13 protein-coding genes are annotated in these 15,937 nt (G+C 63.9%); 5 read left to right on the top strand and 8 right to left on the bottom strand.

The genetic code is table 11. From position 1 onward, the window contains the following. The first annotated feature begins 75 nt into the window (after nt 1–75). From ACR65N_RS07010 to ACR65N_RS06995, 4 genes are all read left to right on the top strand, one after another. Nucleotides 76–2,343: a type I secretion system permease/ATPase gene (locus ACR65N_RS07010; protein ID WP_440456357.1), complete on the top strand. Its 2,268-nt coding sequence runs from the start codon at nt 76–78 to the stop codon at nt 2,341–2,343. Then, nucleotides 2,340–3,536 (top strand): HlyD family type I secretion periplasmic adaptor subunit, encoded by a 1,197-nt coding sequence (locus tag ACR65N_RS07005; RefSeq protein ID WP_440456356.1) that lies wholly within the window; start codon nt 2,340–2,342, stop codon nt 3,534–3,536. The genes ACR65N_RS07010 and ACR65N_RS07005 overlap by 4 nt, the downstream gene beginning before the upstream one ends. An 85-nt stretch (nt 3,537–3,621) precedes the next feature. Further along, on the top strand, nt 3,622–4,071 hold the full coding sequence (locus ACR65N_RS07000; protein WP_430306785.1) for a DUF2383 domain-containing protein: 450 nt from the start codon (nt 3,622–3,624) through the stop codon (nt 4,069–4,071). Between the two features lie 23 nt (nt 4,072–4,094). Then, a complete protein-coding gene (locus tag ACR65N_RS06995; RefSeq protein WP_440456355.1) occupies nt 4,095–4,784 on the top strand; it encodes an alpha/beta hydrolase in 690 nt (229 codons plus the stop codon). A gap of 15 nt (nt 4,785–4,799) precedes the next feature. Here the strand turns inward: ACR65N_RS06995 and ACR65N_RS06990 are convergent, their stop codons facing one another. Both ACR65N_RS06990 and ligD read right to left on the bottom strand, forming a co-directional pair. After that, nucleotides 4,800–5,186 carry a DUF4267 domain-containing protein gene (locus ACR65N_RS06990; RefSeq protein ID WP_440456354.1) on the bottom strand — a complete coding sequence of 129 codons (387 nt, stop codon included), beginning with the start codon at nt 5,184–5,186 and terminating at the stop codon, nt 4,800–4,802. 12 nt (nt 5,187–5,198) lie between these two features. Continuing rightward, nucleotides 5,199–7,907: a DNA ligase D gene (gene ligD / locus ACR65N_RS06985; RefSeq protein ID WP_440456353.1), complete on the bottom strand. Its 2,709-nt coding sequence runs from the start codon at nt 7,905–7,907 to the stop codon at nt 5,199–5,201. A gap of 171 nt (nt 7,908–8,078) precedes the next feature. Between ligD and ACR65N_RS06980 the strand changes: the two genes are divergently transcribed. Continuing rightward, on the top strand, nt 8,079–8,327 hold the full coding sequence (locus ACR65N_RS06980) for a hypothetical protein (protein WP_440456352.1): 249 nt from the start codon (nt 8,079–8,081) through the stop codon (nt 8,325–8,327). A gap of 71 nt (nt 8,328–8,398) precedes the next feature. Here ACR65N_RS06980 and ACR65N_RS06975 read toward each other — a convergent pair whose 3' ends face one another. The 6 genes from ACR65N_RS06975 to ACR65N_RS06950 all read right to left on the bottom strand — a co-directional run bounded on the left by ACR65N_RS06975 (nt 8,399) and on the right by ACR65N_RS06950 (nt 15,814). Then, the gene (locus tag ACR65N_RS06975; RefSeq protein ID WP_440456351.1) at nt 8,399–9,850 is read right to left on the bottom strand and encodes a M20 family metallopeptidase; all 1,452 of its coding nucleotides are present in this window, start codon (nt 9,848–9,850) and stop codon (nt 8,399–8,401) included. Between the two features lie 132 nt (nt 9,851–9,982). Further along, nucleotides 9,983–11,527 carry an ABC transporter substrate-binding protein gene (locus tag ACR65N_RS06970; RefSeq protein ID WP_440456350.1) on the bottom strand — a complete coding sequence of 515 codons (1,545 nt, stop codon included), beginning with the start codon at nt 11,525–11,527 and terminating at the stop codon, nt 9,983–9,985. Between the two features lie 40 nt (nt 11,528–11,567). After that, on the bottom strand, nt 11,568–12,410 hold the full coding sequence (locus ACR65N_RS06965; protein ID WP_440456349.1) for a serine hydrolase: 843 nt from the start codon (nt 12,408–12,410) through the stop codon (nt 11,568–11,570). Between the two features lie 13 nt (nt 12,411–12,423). Next, complete coding sequence (locus ACR65N_RS06960) at nt 12,424–14,058, bottom strand: ABC transporter ATP-binding protein (protein ID WP_440456348.1); 1,635 nt, start codon at nt 14,056–14,058, stop codon at nt 12,424–12,426. After that, the gene (locus ACR65N_RS06955; RefSeq protein WP_430306776.1) at nt 14,055–14,873 is read right to left on the bottom strand and encodes an ABC transporter permease; all 819 of its coding nucleotides are present in this window, start codon (nt 14,871–14,873) and stop codon (nt 14,055–14,057) included. Before ACR65N_RS06955 ends, ACR65N_RS06960 begins: the two co-directional genes overlap by 4 nt. Beyond that, nucleotides 14,870–15,814, bottom strand: a complete 945-nt coding sequence (locus ACR65N_RS06950) for an ABC transporter permease (protein WP_440456347.1) — start codon at nt 15,812–15,814, stop codon at nt 14,870–14,872. The genes ACR65N_RS06955 and ACR65N_RS06950 overlap by 4 nt, the downstream gene beginning before the upstream one ends. Nucleotides 15,815–15,937 lie beyond the last annotated feature (123 nt).

The raw sequence follows: 15,937 nt of genomic DNA, 5'->3' as shown, positions 1-15,937 counted from the left end.
GCTGCCGGCCTCCTGCCGGCGGCCACTCCTCCGCGCAGAGCCGCTCTCTGCCGGATCCTTCGCGGGGAATGACACATGGATCAGACGATGGCAGCCGACGTGAACGGCAAGACTGCAGCGAGCATTCCAGCCGACGCCTGGGTCGAAGTGCTTGGATGCCTGGCACAGCGTCTGGGCATTCCGCACTCGAAGTTCGCGGCCTCGTATTTCGCCATCGCCGAAGAGGACGTCCCGCCGGTCCAGCGCATCGAGCGGCTTGCCCGCCGGTTCGGCATCGACATCCGGGCCGTGGAGCCATCAGCGGCAAGCATCAGCAGCCGACGGCTGCCGATGCTGGTCCAGCTTTCGGACGGTGCAGTCGCTCTCATCGTGTCGGCCGACGAAGACCATGTGCGGCTGATCTTCGGCGGCGACAACGGCCAGTGGACCCGCGTCTCCCGCTCCGACCTGCGTGACCGTATCGTCTACCTCATGGTGGCCCGCGATGCGCGCGAGGGCAGCGACGGCCGCCTAGACCCGGCGCTGGCGGTGGAAAAGGACGGATGGTTCCGGCAGCTTGTTCTGCGGGACCTGCGACCCTATGGCTATGTACTCGTGGCAACGCTGGTGGCCAACCTCCTGTCGCTCGCCGGCGTCATCTTCTCGATGCAGGTCTATGATCGCGCCGTGCCGGCACAATCGGTCACGACGCTCACCGTCCTGTTCAGCGGCGTCATGCTGGCGGTCGTCTTCGACTTCTTCATGCGTCGGGTGCGCACGGCAATCATCGACGTCGTCGGCAAGCGCGCCGACATCAAGGTCTCCGACCGCGTCTTCGGCCATGCCTTGCGGGTCAAGAACCAGCACCGGCCGAAGGCCACCGGCACCTTCATCTCGCAGCTGCGCGATCTGGAGCAGGTCCGCGATCTCTTGACCTCGACGACTGTCTCGGCCGTCGCCGACCTGCCGTTCTTCCTGATCTTCCTGGTGTTGTTCTGGTATATCGGCGGCATCCTGGTCATCATCCCGGCGGTGGCGCTCGTCCTGCTCGTCGCGCCTGGCCTGCTTGCCCAGCGCAAGCTGAAAAGGATTGCCGGGCTGGCCATGAAGGAGTCCGCGCTGCGCAACGCCATGCTCGTGGAGTCGGTTCAGGGCTTCGAGGATATCAAGGCGCTACAGGCAGAGCCGGTCTTCCAGCAGCGCTGGAACCACTTCAACGCGGCCAGCGCCGATGCCAACATGAAGTTGCGCACTCTCACCAACAGCCTGTCGAGCTGGTCGCACTCCGTCCAGACGAGCGCCTTTGCGGTGATCGTCTTCTGTGGCGCGCCAATGGTCATGGCCGGCGACCTGACGACAGGCGCACTCGTCGCCTGCTCCATCCTCGGCTCGCGCATGATCGCGCCGATGGCCCAGATGGCGCAGATCCTCAGCCGCTACCAGCACGCCAAGCTGGGCCTGAAGAGCCTCGACAGCATCATGAAGCTGCCGACGGATCATCCGGACGCCGAGCGCCGGATCTCGGTCAGCGGGCTGTCCGGCCATTACCAGTTCCGGGCAACGGCGTTCCATCATGGGGAGGCGACAGGTCGTCCCGCACTGGTGCTCAACAGCTTCACCGTCGAACCCGGCCAGAAGATCGCCCTGCTCGGCAAGAACGGCGCGGGGAAGTCGACGCTGCTGATGGCGCTCTCCGGGATGATCGAACCGGCATCGGGAGAGGCGCTGGTCGATCATCTGTCGATCGCCCACATCGACCCCGAGGATCTGCGCCGGGATATCGGTATCGTCACGCAGCAGTCGCGGCTGTTCTACGGGACGATCCGCGAGAACGTCCTGCTCGGCGCACAGGATGCGCCGCAGTCGGCACTGCTTGAGGCTCTGTCTATCACCGGGGCGGACGAGTTCATCCGGCAGCTTCCGAACGGGCTCGACCACATGATCGAGGAAGGCGGTCGCGGTCTCTCCGGCGGGCAGCAGCAGGCCTTGCTGCTGTCGCGGCTGATCATCCGCGACCCCAACATCGTGCTTCTCGATGAGCCGACTGCCTCGATGGACGAGGCGACCGAGCGGCTGTTCATCAGCAAGTTCGCCGCCTGGAGCAAGGGCAAGACAGTCATTGTCGCCACCCATCGCATGCGCATGCTCGACCTCGTCGAGCGGGTCGTGGCGCTGGACGCCGGCCGTATCATTCTCGACGCGCCGAAGGCCGAGGCCCTGGCGAAACTGCGCGGCACGTCCGCAGCGGAAGCGGCCAAGGAGGTGCTTGCCGCAAGTAAGACATTGGCTGCAAACACTGACACGATGAAACCGGCGAAAGTCCGAAAGCCGGCGGCATCCCGGAACAAGGCGACAGCATCATGACGATCTTTGCAGACGCATCCAGGGGAGACGACTGGCTCTACGGCGGCGATGATCAGGTGCGGCTGTCGCGCGCCGTAGCCGTCGTCAAGCTGCTGGCCCTGTTTGTCGTGGTGGGACTGCTGTGGGCGTATTTCGCTGTTCTTGACGAGGTCTCGACCGGCTCCGGACGCGTCGTGCCGATCCGCAAGGAGCAGATCGTCCAGTCGCTCGAAGGCGGCATCATCTCGGCGTTGCACGTGCGCGAGAACGAGGTCGTCGAGGCGGGCCAGTTGCTGGCGCAGCTCGACCCGACGATGACCGCTTCGAACGTCGGCGAGTCGACCGCCAAGTATCGTGCGTCGCTCGCCAGCGCGGCCCGGCTGACTGCCGAGGTCAATCAGCAGCCACTGAAGTTCCCCGCCGAACTCGATGCCTTCCCCGACCTTATCGCCAGCGAGACGCAGCTGTTCGAGGCCCGCAGACGCAACCTCGACGAGACCCTGTCGTGGATCGCCACATCGACCGGACTTGTCCGGGAGGAACTCGAGGTAAACCAGAGCCTGTCCGACATCGGTGCTGCCAGCTCCGTCGAAGTGATCCGGCTGAAGCGCGAGCTTGCCGAACTTGAGCTGAAGAAGGTCGAGACGACGGCGCAGTATCTCGTGCAGGCGCGGGAGGAGCTGGCCAAGGCCAATGCCGACATCGCTTCGCTCAGCTCGGTCATCGACGGCCGGAACGACAGCCTGGCGCGCCTGACGATACGGTCGCCCGTGCGCGGCATCGTCAAGAACATCGAGGTTTCGACCATCGGCGGGGTCGTGCCGCCGAACGGCAAGCTGATGGATATCATCCCGCTCGGAGACCAGCTGCTGATCGAGGCGCGCATCTCGCCGCGCGACATCGCCTTCATTCATCCCGACCAGAACGCGACTGTGAAGATCACCGCCTACGACTATGCTGTCTACGGGGCACTGGAAGGCAAGGTGACGACGATCTCGCCGGACACCATTCTCGACGAAGCGGATCCGAAGAACCACTACTACCGCGTCTTCGTCAAAAGCGAGAGCGATGCGCTGGTGAACAAGGCGGGGCGGCGCTTCCCGATCGCGCCTGGCATGATCGCAACCGTCGACATCCAGACCGGCGAGAAGACCGTGCTCGACTACCTGATCAAGCCGTTCAACAAGGCGCAGGAGGCGATGCGCGAGCGCTGAGCCTATGTCGGCCGGCCTGGGGCCGGGAACATCCGCCGATCATGCAGGTTTCTCTGTCTCCCGAGAACAACAGACGGAGAACCTGATGGTCACCATGGTCGGAAACGAATCCAGCATCGAGAAGCTTGTCACCAACCTGATCTATCTGGAGCGCGACGCCATCGCCGCATACGAGTCCTGCATCGAGCGACTGGACGACAAACAGCTAAGCAGCCAGATTGCAGCGTTTCGCCAGGACCACCTGCAGCACCTCGACGTGCTGAACGAGATGGCCCGCGAGCTCGGAGCCGAAGCGCCGACCGAAGGCGACATGAAGCAGATGCTGACGACCGGCAAGATTGCGCTGGCGGACATGCTGGGCGATGCGGCGATCCTCAAGGCGATGAAGACCAACGAGGATGACACCGTGACCGCCTACGAACGGGCCTCGCAGCACCAGGATGCAATTCCGAAGTCGAAAGCCTTCTTCGAAAAGGCGCTCCACGACGAGCAGCGTCACCGCGCCTGGATGGACAGCACCGCCAAGGCGATGTGATCAGGCAGACAATCTAGGCGCCGATGATCTCCGGTGCCGATCTGCGGCGGGCGCCTGCCGACATGGCGGAGCGCCCGCTTCAAGCAACCGATGACCCCATGAAAGCTCCGCCATTGCCATCGCGGCTCCTCGTGATCCTCCTCCATGGTATCGGTGGAACCGGCGCTACGCTGTTGCCGCTTGCCACCGCCTGGCGACAGGAACTCCCGCATGCTCACTTTCTGGCGCCCGACGCACCGTTTCCGCATCCGCGCGGCACCGGGCATCAATGGTTCGGCGTCGACGGCCGCGAATTCCAGCCTGATCGGATCAAGATCGTCCGGGACCGTTTCGACGCGCTGATCGCGGAGCTTCTGGACAGGCAGGGCTTCGATGGCGCGGCCGACCGTTTCGCGTTCGTCGGTGTATCACAAGGCGCGATCATGGCGCTCGACGCAGTCGCCTCGGGGCGCTGGCAACCGGGCGCCGTCGTCTCCTTCGCCGGACTGCTTCCGCCGGTCGCGATCTCCCAGGCGAGCGTCGACACGCCTATCCTTCTCGTGCACGGCAAGGAAGACCGGACGATCCCTTCCGCCGCGTCAGTCGTTGCGGAACGCCAGATGCGGGCGGCGGGGTTCAGCACTCAGCTGAACATCCTTCCCGGCGTCGGCCATACGATCTCGATGGATGGCGCAGTACTCGCGCTGCGGTTCCTGCGCCAGACATTCGCCTGAGCTTCGATGACCATCTCAACGCTTGGCGAGACGTCTGCCCCACAAAGCAAGCCCGAGCGTCGCGATGAGACTGACGGCATGCGGCAGGAAGACGATGAACGATCCGTGGTTCAGCGCGACCAGCAAGAGATCACCGAACGGAATGACGGCGACGGCGGCAAGCGACACGGCGGTTGCCCGTATCGAGATCGCCGCCCCGACCATCAGCCACAGGCCGATCGCCACATCGCGCAGGGCTATCGCCCGCATATAGGTCCGCTCGCTCCCCGGTGATGGAGTTGTCGCAAAAAGCGGCGCCGCGAGGTCGGGCCACAGCAGAATGGCGACGCCAAGCGCAAGCAGCACCAGACCCAGCGCCCGAACCAGCCATTTCCACAGTGCAACGTCTGTGTCTGTGCCCACCAGACCTATCCCTCAGGCCGCCTTTGCGGTCTTGGCCAGTCGCTTGATCGCCTGATCGAGTGGGCGATAGCCCTCAGCGTAGTCCTGCCACGCAATCGACTTGGCGAGTAGCTGCGGCACGGTCCGCACTGTGAACCGCTTCGGATCCAGGTCGGACTTCACCTGGCTCCACGTCAGCGGCATCGACACGGTCGCCCCGTCGCGCGCACGCGGCGACAGCGGCGCAACGGCGGTCGCCATGCGGTCGTTGCGCAGATAGTCGAGGAAGATCCGGCCGTTGCGCAGACTTTTGGTCATCTTGATCAAATAGCGGTCCGGATCGTCCTGAGCCATCTGTTGGCAGACGTCGTGTGCAAAGGCTTTCGCCTCGGGCCAAGCCAGCGGCTTGCCCTTGGTGGCCGAAAGCGGCGTCACCACGTGCAGCCCCTTGCCGCCGGTGGTCTTGCAGAAGCTGGCGAGACCGAGATCGTCGAGGCGATCGCGCATTTCCCGGGCTGCCTCGACAACCGCGGAAAACGGCACGTCCGGACCAGGATCCAGATCGAACACCAGCCGGCCTGGAACTTCCGGCGCACCCGGCTGGCAGTTCCAGGGATGGAGCTCGATGCCGCCGATCTGCGCAATCGCCGCCAGACCCTCAACCCTATCGACCTGCAGATACGGCTTCTTGTCGCCGAACACTGTCACCAGTTCGAGGAGGTTCGATGTGCCCTTCATCGCGTGACGCTGGAAGAACTGCTCGCCGCCGATGCCATCCGGCGCCCGGATGATCGAACAGGGACGACCTTTGATGTGATCGATCAGCCAGGGTCCGACCGCTTGGTGATAGCGTGCCAGGTCCTCCTTGGTAACCGGCTCACCGTCACCGGCGTCCGGCCACAGCGGCTTGTCGGGGTTGGAGATCATCACGCCCATCACCTCGGCTTTTGCACCCTTGCGTCGTACTGGGCGGGCCTCCTGCTTGGGCTTCGGGCTTGGGGCCTCGCCGGTTTCCGGATCGGCAATCTCCGCGCTTGCGGGCGCCGCCGGTCTGTCGGCCTCCACCTCATCGGCCGGCTTGTCTTCCCGCAGCCCCTTGAACGCCGCCTGGCGCACCTGGCCGTCGCCGGTCCAGCCGGCAAATTCGATCTCGGCAACCAGTTCCGGCTTCAACCAGACCACGTCCGGGCTCTTCTTCGGCGCACCGATCCCGGTGAACGGCGACTTGGTTGCCTCCATCGCCTTCAGCTTCGGTAACAGCGTCGCCACCGTCTTTGCGCCGTAGCCGGTGCCGACGCGCCCGACATAAACGAAGTGCTCGCCGCGATGCACGCCGACCAGCAGGGAACGGAATTTTCCGTTGGTCGTGGCATAGGCGCCGATGACGACTTCGTGGCCTGCCCGGCACTTCGACTTCGCCCAGCTTTCCGAGCGACCCGACTGGTAGGGGGCGTCTGCCTGCTTCGAGACGATCCCCTCCAGCGACAGCCGGCATGCCGATTTCAAAACGGCATCCCCGCCTGTCTCGAAGTGCTCGACATAGCGCATGCGCGGATCGTCGGTAGCGTCGCCCAAAAGACGCTGCAGGCGCTCCTTGCGCTCAACGAGCGGCAGTGCACGAAGATCTTCGGCGCCGTCGTAGAGCAGGTCGAACGCGAAGAACACGAGGTTTTCCGTCGTTCGCTCGGACAGGGCCGCCTGAAGCGCTGCAAAATCCGGCGCTCCGTGGTCGTCCAGCGCGCAGATCTCGCCATCGACGATGCAATCCGGCAGCGTCGCGGCGGCCTTTGCGATCTCCGGATATTTGGCGGTCCAGTCGAGGCCCTTTCGCGTCTTCAGCGTTGCCTCACCACCGATCACCCGCATCTGGATCCGGTAGCCATCGAACTTGATCTCGTGCAACCAGTTCTCGCTGGCCGGCGGGCGCTCCAGCGTCTTGCACAGCTGCGGAGGGATGAAGTCTGGGATCTCAGCCGTCTTCGTTGGAGCTGCCTTACGCTTGCCTGTCTTTGAGGTTTTGGCTTTTGCTTCTGCCGGCGCTTCGCGCTCGGCTGCCTCTCGCTCTTCGGCCGCAAGGCCATGATTGCTGTCCCACACGGCATCGGCATCCACCGCGCCGTTTTCGATCATGAACGGTTTCGGCTTTCGCCCCTTCCCGGCGGCGATCATCTCCATCGTCCGACCCGAAGCGACCGAGGTCATGTTGTCCTCGAGGATCGCCGCACCATTCTCATCGACCGATGTCTCGTCGTGGTGCTTGATCAGCAGCCAGTTGGTCCGCTTGCCGCCGTCGCGATCGTTGCGCATCCGCACCAGCACGAAGCCGCCCTGCAGGCGGTCACCCGCGAGGATGAACTTGAAGTCGCCCTTGGCCAACGCCTCCTCCGGGCTCCTTTTGCCCTCAGGCTCCCAATAGCCGCGGTCCCAGAGCATGACGGTCCCGCCGCCATACTGACCCTTCGGGATGGTGCCTTCGAAGTCGCCGTAATCGAGTGGGTGATCCTCAACCTCGACGGCCAGCCGCTTGTCGTGGGGATCCAGCGACGGTCCCTTGGTCACCGCCCAGGATTTGAAGACGCCATCCAGTTCGAGCCGCAGATCGTAATGGAGCCGGGTGGCATCGTGCTTCTGGATGACGAAGCGGCGACGGTTGGAAGCCTTGACCTTGGCCTCGCCGCTCGGTTCCTGCGTCTTCTCGAAATCCCGCTTCTTGCGATAGGTCGAAAGCTTCTCGCCAGCCATGATGATCCTCGGCTCCTGTCACCGGGTGGAGGCCCTGTCGGCCCCGTTCCAGTGCTAGAAGATCATCGAGGTCATTAAGTTCCTTATGGTCGTGCTCAGGGCATGGCCAAGCCTGCCTTTGGAAGCGGAACCTAACGGTCATCCAAAGGGTTCAAGCAGCGGAGGTGCATCATGACGGAACCGGACAGAGATACCAAGGGCGCGACCGACACTGCGACCGAGTATGACGGCCAAAGTCGCGCCTCTGACCGGTCCGGCTACGCACGATCTGCCTGGGCTCTGGCTGCCGCTGTGGTCTGCCTCGTTTCGATCGTCGGATGGAGCCTTTTCGGCTCGGGCGGCAAGACTGATCCGGCACCGGCAGGGTCTCCCGGCAATGGTGTTGTGCGCGAACCGGGCCCTGCGACTTCGCGCAACTAAGACACCATCTTCCCGCAACGGATTTTCCTGCGGCTCCGCGCGAGGATGTCCCCAACCGCGGAGCCTCCACATCAATCCGCGTGGCGGAACTGGTCCGGCATCACGTCTGCCGGGATCGGGCAGACATACGGCTTGCCGTCGGTCTTTTCCGCCCACTCCGCCTTCGCGGCAGCGAGCAGATCGGGCGACGTCAGCAGCGAAAGACCGGTTGCCGCGAGTGTCTTCGCTGCATGCGCCATGGCCTTGTGGGCGGCCGGGCTCTTGCCCTGTGCTACCACCTGCCAGGTATGCGGATTGGTGCCGATCGCCCAGGTCGGTGTCCAGCACTGCGCCGTCGGCGTCACCCAGCTGACATCGCCAACATCCGTTGAGCCGGCGCGAAAGTGCGACTGTCCCTCGAAATCCCGCAGTCCGAGATGCAGCGGCGTCGAGCCATCCACCTTGCTGTTGGAGAAGACGTCCTTCTTGATCTGGTAGAGCCGGATGCTGCTCTTGATCGCTTCGTCAGTGAAGGTGTCCTGGATCGACTTGGCGAAGGCGAGATCCGCCTCGTCAAAGGCGATCGGGCCGAGCGCCACCATGTTCTCGTGCATCGCCGTCTCGAGCGTGATGTTCGGCAAAAGGTTCGTGGAGGCCGTGTCGAAGACGATCTCGACATCGGTCTCGGTCATCATCGCCGCACCGCGCGCCACCTTCTCCACCCGTGCCGCCAGTTCCAGCGCCTGCGGCATTTCCGGGGCGCGGATCAGGTAAAGCACCTCGGCGTTTGCCTGGACCACATTGGCGGCGCGGCCGCCGGCGTCGGTGATGGCGTAATGCACCCGGCAATCCTGCGGCATGTGTTCGCGCAGGAAGTTGACGCCGACATTCATCAGTTCCACCGCGTCGAGCGCCGACCGCCCGAGATGGGCGGCGTTCGAGGCATGCGCAGCCATTCCCTTGAACCGGTAGAAGTACTCGAGCACCGCAAGATTGTTCGTCGAGCGCACGCCGTTGAACGGTGCCGGATGCCATGTCAGTGCCGTGTCGACATCGGCGAACAGGCCAGCGCGCACCATGAACGTCTTGCCGGAGCCGCCTTCCTCGCCGGGGCAGCCATAATAGCGCACCGTGCCGGGAAGACCGTTCTCCCTGAGATGGCGAGCGACGGCGATTGCCGCCATCAGCGAGCCGACGCCCAGGAGATTATGGCCGCAGCCATGGCCGGTCGCACCGGCGGTGACCGCTTGCGGCCGGGCGACGTCGGAAGCCTGGCTCATGCCCGCCAGTGCATCGAACTCGCCGAGGAAGGCAATCACAGGCTTGCCGCTGCCGGACTCGCCGATAAATGCCGTCTTCATGCCGGCAACGCCGCGCTCTAGGGAGAAGCCGTTTTCCTCCAGAGCAGTCGCCAGAAGATCCGAAGACTGCCGCTCCTCGAACTTCAGTTCGGCGAAGTCCCAGATCCGGTCGCTGAGCCTGGTAAAGTCCGGCTTCATCTGGTCGATGGTGGCGGCGACCGCGCTTACGGCATCATGGTTCATTGGTAGTCCTCGCATTCCGTGCGCGCCCGACGACAGGACGCAGAAGATCGCCGGCGGCTGGCCGCCGGTCCGTTCAGATCAGGTGAGAGACAGGTGCTGCGCCGGACAGCTGGCCCGGCGCAGCCTCGGACGCTATTCGTCGACCGAAACTTCCCAGAGCCGCGCATTGGACTGCCATACCGGCATGCCCTTGAGATTCTTGCTGGCACCCCAGACATCAACCATGTCGTAGAGGAAAATGCCCGGCATTTCCTTCTGCATCAGCTCGTGGAACTCGTCGAAGATCTTCTGGCGCTTGGCCTGGTCGGCCTCGACATATGCCGATTTCATCAGCTCGACCGCCTTCGGATCGTCCCACATCAGCGAGGCGTTCTTGTCCTTGTCGCCGACGTAGAAGCTGTACATCAGCGCCGGGTCGAGACGCGGCGCGACCGACTGGGAGATCACCTGGTAGTTGCCGGAGCGGCGACGATCGACCTGCGTCGCGTAATCGAGTACTTCGATCTGCACGTTGAGACCGGCCTGCTGCATCATTGCCTGCGCCATCACTGCGGCCGGGAAGCTCGGCACGTTGCCGCGCTTGTTGGCGATGATCGAGATCGGCTCGCCCTTGTAGCCGGCCGCTGCCAGTTCCTTCTTGGCCGCTTCGATGTCGTAGGCCGGACGCTTCTTCTGCGTCTCGCTGAAGTAGACAGAGTCCTGCGAGACCATAGAACCGTTGGCTTCGCCCGTCCCATTCGAGGCGGCCGCAACGAGCTGCTCCAGATCCAGCGCCATCGCCATGGCACGCCGCACGCCCGGATTGCTGAGCACCTTGTCGCGGGTCTGGATGTAGAACAGGTTCTTGCCGTTGTTGCGGGACACGATGAGCTGCATCTTGTCGCTCGACTTGAACTCGGGGATGAGATCCGGCGAGATTTCCGCCGTGTCGAGGACGCCCGATTCCAGTCCCGCCTTTACCGTCGATGCATCCGGGATGATCATGAACTTGACGCCGTCGGCAAGCGGTCGCTTTGAGCCCACCATGCCGTCCGGCTTGCCGTCATTCTCCGGGGAGACGTAGTCGGCGAACTTCGCGAGGTGGATGTACTCGCCCTTCTTCCACTCGTCCCACTGGAACGGGCCGGTGCCGATCGGCTTGACAAAGGCACCATCGGCGCCGACGGATTCCGGCGAGATGATCCCGGTATAGCCGCATTCCGGACGCGACATCAGGCCAAGGAAGACGGCCGACGGCTTCTCGAGAGTGATCTCGACGGTCGCTGCATCCGTGGCCTTGACGCCTGTAACATGCGCGGCACCGCCGGCAGCGAAGTCGGAAAGGCAGGTCCACTTGGTTTCCGGCTTCAGGTAGCGCGTCCAGTTCCACACAACGTCTTCAGCCGTCAGCGGCTTGCCGTTGTGGAATTTCACGTCAGTGCGCAGCTTGAACGTATAGGTCAGGCCATCGGCTGAGGCCTCGAAGCTCTTGGCGAGCAGCGGCTTCACTTCGCCGCTGTTGTTGTAGCCGACCAGGCCCTCGACCATGTGCAGGATCACGCCGTCGGTATTGCCGTCGCGATTGACGCCGGGATTGGCGCTGCGCAGATCGGAGCTCTGGGCGATGGTGATGTCGCGGGCACCCGCGACGTTGGTGAAGGCGAGTAAGGCTGCGCCTGCCAGAAGAAGCTTTTTCATTGTTCTACCCTCTTTGCTGTCGTTTATTGTTTGTGGATTTCTATGCCTGGAAATCTTGCCAGCAGGCCTGCGCCAGTCGGCCCATGGTTTCGAGCGCCACAGTGTAGCCCGGCGTGCCGTCGGGCATCGCCTGCGGCACCTGGTCGGTGTAGGCGGTGATGATGAACAGCGGCGCCTTGTTGCGGTAGACGATGCCGGCGTCCATCCGACCGCGCTTGCCGCGACCGCTCTTGCTGGCGACGAGCGTCTCGAACGGCAGGCGGGAGCGGATCCCGTAGCGCAGGACCTGGTTCTTCAACGTCTGCATCGCCCAATGGCAAAGGTCTTCCCGGCATCCAAGCCTCTGCTGCGCCTCGACCGACGTCTGCGCATCGAGGATCGTCTGCAGCAGCAGCACCTGATCGGCGGCCGAGGTGGTCGTCACCGTCGTCAGTGCATGGTCAGCGGGCAGCGCCAACGGCGGAATAAGGAAGCGGTGATGCGTGTTCACCATGCCCAGGTCTTTGCAGTAGCCATCGACTTCGGCAAGCGTCAGCCGCTCCAGCACCATCTTGGTGCAGACGTTGTCGCTCAGCACCATCATTCCGGAAACGGCATCGCGCAGCGAGATGACGAGGCCCGGCGTCAGGTAGCGCAGCATGCCGCTCGCCACTTCCTCGGCAAGCCGCTTCTCATAGGTGATCGGTTCGTCGAGATCCACGCGTCCTTCGGTTGCCGCCTTCAGGAGCGCCATCATGATCGACGTCTTGCGGGTGCTGCCCGAAGGCGTCTCCTCATGCGCGCCGCGTTCGATCTCCTGACCGGTCACCAGGTTGCGGACCATGAAGCGGGTCACGAAGGGCTGCGCATCGCAGATCGCGTTCAGCGTGTCGGAAGTCGTCATTGTCGTCGTCCTGTTATGCATCGGCTTCGAGGCGCCACTTGAGCGTAACGCCACCGGTCGCGTTGTGGTCGAGAGCCGGGATCGCCGACAGAAGCCGGCGCGTATAGGCATGGGCGGGATTGTCGAAGATCGTGTCCCGGTCGCCCTCTTCGATGATCCGCCCGTCCTGCATGACCACCACCCGATCGGCGACCTGTTCGACGACGCCGAGGTCATGGCTGATGAACAGGCAGGAGAAGCCGTAGCGCTTCTGCAGATCGGAGAAGAGGTCGAGCACCTGCGCCCTCACCGTCACGTCCAATGCCGAAACCGGCTCGTCGGCGATCAGGAAGCGCGGGCGGCGGGCAATGGCGCGGGCAATCGCCACGCGCTGGCGCTGGCCACCGGACAGTTCGTGCGGATAGCGGCTGGCATAGTCGACACCGAGGCCGACCTCCTCCAGCGTTTCCAGCGCCCGCTTGCGCTTGGCGGCGCCATCGAGATCCGGCACCAGGCGCAGCGCCTCCTCGACAAGCGAGAGGATGGTCATCCGGGGATCGAGCGACGAATAGGGATCCTGGAAGACCATCTGGCAATTCAGCCGGTAATCCTGCCAGTCCGCGTCGCGCGCCCGGCCCTGGAAGAGGATCTCGCCACCTGTCTCCTTCACCAGCCCTGCGATCGTCCGCCCGAGCGTCGTCTTGCCGGAGCCGGAGCCGCCGACCAGCGCCACCACTTCGCCTTCGTGGATATCAATGCTGACGCCGTGCAGCGCCCGCTTGGCGTCCGCCTTCTTCAAGAGCGACTTGCGGCCGGGATAATCGACGACGATGTTGCCGGCAGACACCATCGGGGCTTTCGTCGTATCGACGGGGCGCGGTTCGCCGCGATAGGGCAGCGAGGAGAGCAGCTTTCTCGTATAGGGATGCTGCGGTGCCTCCAGCAGGTCTTCGGTGCGGCCGTGCTCGACGATGACGCCCTGTTCCATGACGACGATGCGGCTGGTGTAGCGGGCCACCATCGGCAGGTCGTGACTGATCAGCAGGACTGCGGTGCCTTCCGCCCGCGTCAGCTCGACCATCAGTTCCATGACGTCGCGCTGGATGACGGCATCGAGTGCCGTCGTGGGCTCGTCGGCGATCAGCAGCGCCGGCTTCAGCAGCATGACGGAGGCAAGCATGATGCGCTGGCGCATTCCCCCGGAGAACTCGTGCGGATAAGCAGTCAGCGAGCCTTCCGGATCGCGGATGCCGACGCGACGCAACATGTCGAGGATCCGCGCGCGGCGTTCGTCCGGCGTGAGCTTGGTGTGGAGGACGAGGCCCTCCTCCAGCTGCCGGCCGATCGTCATCGACGGGTTGAGCGAGGTCATCGGCTCCTGAAAAACGACCCCGACTTCTGCACCGCGAAGGCGACGCAGCTCGTTGTCGTTCATCTTGAGGACGTTGCGCCCCTTGTAGGCGACTTCTCCTCCGGTCACCCGGATTGCCGGCGGCAGCAGCGAGATGACCGCCCGCGTCGCCAGTGTCTTGCCGGAGCCGCTTTCCCCGACGATGCCGAAGATCTCGCCGGCTGCGATGTCGAAGGAGATGTCGTTGACCACCGTGTGGCCGGTCCGGGCAACCTCGAGCGTGAGGCCGCGGACGCTGAGCAATGTGTCCGTCGTCATTTCAGACCTCGCATGCGGGGATCGAGCTTGTCGCGGAGCGCGTCGCCCAGGAGATTGATGCCGAGCAGCGTCAGCGCGATGCAGAGGCCGGGGAACAGGCCAAGCCAGACGGCCTGCTGGATGAACGGCCGGCCGGCGGCCAGCATGTTGCCCCAGGTGGGTGCCGGTGGCGGCACGCCAAGGCCGAGGAAGGACAAGGCGCTTTCCGACAGGATCGCCCAGCCGAACATCGAGGTGGCGAGCACGGTGATCGGCGCCAGGCAGTTCGGCAGCACATGGCGGAACATCGTGTAGAGCTCGCTGTTGCCCATCACCCGCGAGGCTTCGATGAATTCGCGTTCGCGCAGCGACAGCACGGCGCCGCGCACGACACGCGCCATCGATGGCGTGTAGGCGATGCCGAGCGCGAAGATGATGCCGTACTGGTTGGCGCCGAAGACGGCGAGCAGGCCGAGTGCCAGCAGAATGCCGGGGAATGCGAGGAGCGCGTTGTTGACCGCCATGATGACGCCATCCACCCAGCCGCGCGCATAGCCGCTGACCAGTCCGATCAGCGTGCCGCAGATGGTGGCGAAGCTGACCGTGAGGAAGCCGATCCAGACGCTGGCGCGCGCGCCGAGCATCAGGCGGCTCAGCACGTCGCGGCCGAACTCGTCGGTACCGAGCAGATGATCCGCGCCTGGAGCCGCAAGCCTGGCGGTGAACGACAGCTTCATCGGATCGAATGGCGTCCAGAAGAGGCCGATGCCTGCTGTGATGAGGAGGACGGCAATGAGGACACCGCCGATGAGGCCGTTGAGGGTGAGCTTTTTCATTCGGCGACCACCCGCGGATCGAAGAGAGGATAGAGCAGGTCGACGACGAGGTTGACCAGCACATAGGAGAGCGACACGAACAGCAGGCAGCCCTGGATGACGGGATAGTCACGGGCAAAGATGCTGTCGACCATCAGTCGACCGAGGCCGGGAATGGTGAACACCGTCTCGATGACGGCGATGCCGCCGAGCAGGTTGCCGAGGATCAGGCCGATCATCGTCCAGGTTGGGCCGAAGGCGTTCTTGAACGCGTGCCGCCAGAGAACTGCACTTTCCGACAGACCCTTTGCCCGGGCGTGGGTGATATAGTCGAGGCGCAGCACTTCAAGCGTCGAGGCGCGCGCCATGCGGATCAGCACACCCATCTCATGGATGACCAGGGTCATGACCGGCAGCACCAGGTACAGCAGACCACCGACGACGTTGGTACCGATCGAGACGTAGCCGAGCACCGGCAGCCAGCCGAGTTCGAGACCGAAAAACAGAAGAAGCAGGAGACCGAGCCAGAAGGTCGGGATCGACAGCAGCACCGTCGCGGTGCCGACCAGCGCCAGGTCGGTCAGGCTATTCTGCCGCCAGGCCGCGATCACCCCCGCCGGAACCGCAATCAGGCTCGCGAGGATGACGGCGACGACGACGATCTCGGCGCTGATCATGAAGCGCGACACGACCAGCGGCAGGACCGCATCGCCGTTGACGATGGAATGTCCAAAATCGCCCTGCAGCACGCTGCCGGCCCAGATGATGAACTGCTGCGGCATCGACTTGTCGAGGCCAAGCTCGGCGCGCATGGCGGCGATCTGGTCGGGCTGGGCCATGTCGCCGAGCATCAGCGCTGCGGGATCGCCCGGAATGAAGCGGATCAGTGCGAAGACCGTCACAGAGACGAGTACGATCGTTGGAAGCGCCATCAGGAGACGGCTCAGGATGAATCTCAGCATTGTTTCCCCACGATTGGCGCCCGGTTTTCCCTCCGGCCACCATCGGTTTCATTGTCTGTGACTATGACAAGACGATCATAATCGCGCAACACTATGATGAACTTCATAGGTTTATGCAGCTTT

The sequence above is a fragment of the Rhizobium sp. SAFR-030 genome, from assembly GCF_059415005.1.
Note: the sequence above shows the minus strand (reverse complement) of the source record. Positions and strands in the feature narration are given on the sequence as shown.

What these genes read in the sequence shown, in the direction of transcription:
- ACR65N_RS06965 (WP_440456349.1), bottom strand. Translation starts at nt 12,410, where the DNA reads ATGACGACTTCCGACACGCTGAACGCGATCTGCGATGCGCAGCCCTTC.
- ACR65N_RS06980 (WP_440456352.1), top strand. Translation starts at nt 8,079, where the DNA reads ATGACGGAACCGGACAGAGATACCAAGGGCGCGACCGACACTGCGACC.
- ACR65N_RS06955 (WP_430306776.1), bottom strand. Translation starts at nt 14,873, where the DNA reads ATGAAAAAGCTCACCCTCAACGGCCTCATCGGCGGTGTCCTCATTGCC.
- ACR65N_RS06950 (WP_440456347.1), bottom strand. Translation starts at nt 15,814, where the DNA reads ATGCTGAGATTCATCCTGAGCCGTCTCCTGATGGCGCTTCCAACGATC.
- ACR65N_RS06960 (WP_440456348.1), bottom strand. Translation starts at nt 14,058, where the DNA reads ATGACGACGGACACATTGCTCAGCGTCCGCGGCCTCACGCTCGAGGTT.
- ACR65N_RS07005 (WP_440456356.1), top strand. Translation starts at nt 2,340, where the DNA reads ATGACGATCTTTGCAGACGCATCCAGGGGAGACGACTGGCTCTACGGC.
- ACR65N_RS07010 (WP_440456357.1), top strand. Translation starts at nt 76, where the DNA reads ATGGATCAGACGATGGCAGCCGACGTGAACGGCAAGACTGCAGCGAGC.
- ACR65N_RS06995 (WP_440456355.1), top strand. Translation starts at nt 4,095, where the DNA reads ATGATCTCCGGTGCCGATCTGCGGCGGGCGCCTGCCGACATGGCGGAG.
- ACR65N_RS06970 (WP_440456350.1), bottom strand. Translation starts at nt 11,527, where the DNA reads ATGAAAAAGCTTCTTCTGGCAGGCGCAGCCTTACTCGCCTTCACCAAC.
- ligD (WP_440456353.1), bottom strand. Translation starts at nt 7,907, where the DNA reads ATGGCTGGCGAGAAGCTTTCGACCTATCGCAAGAAGCGGGATTTCGAG.
- ACR65N_RS06975 (WP_440456351.1), bottom strand. Translation starts at nt 9,850, where the DNA reads ATGAACCATGATGCCGTAAGCGCGGTCGCCGCCACCATCGACCAGATG.
- ACR65N_RS07000 (WP_430306785.1), top strand. Translation starts at nt 3,622, where the DNA reads ATGGTCACCATGGTCGGAAACGAATCCAGCATCGAGAAGCTTGTCACC.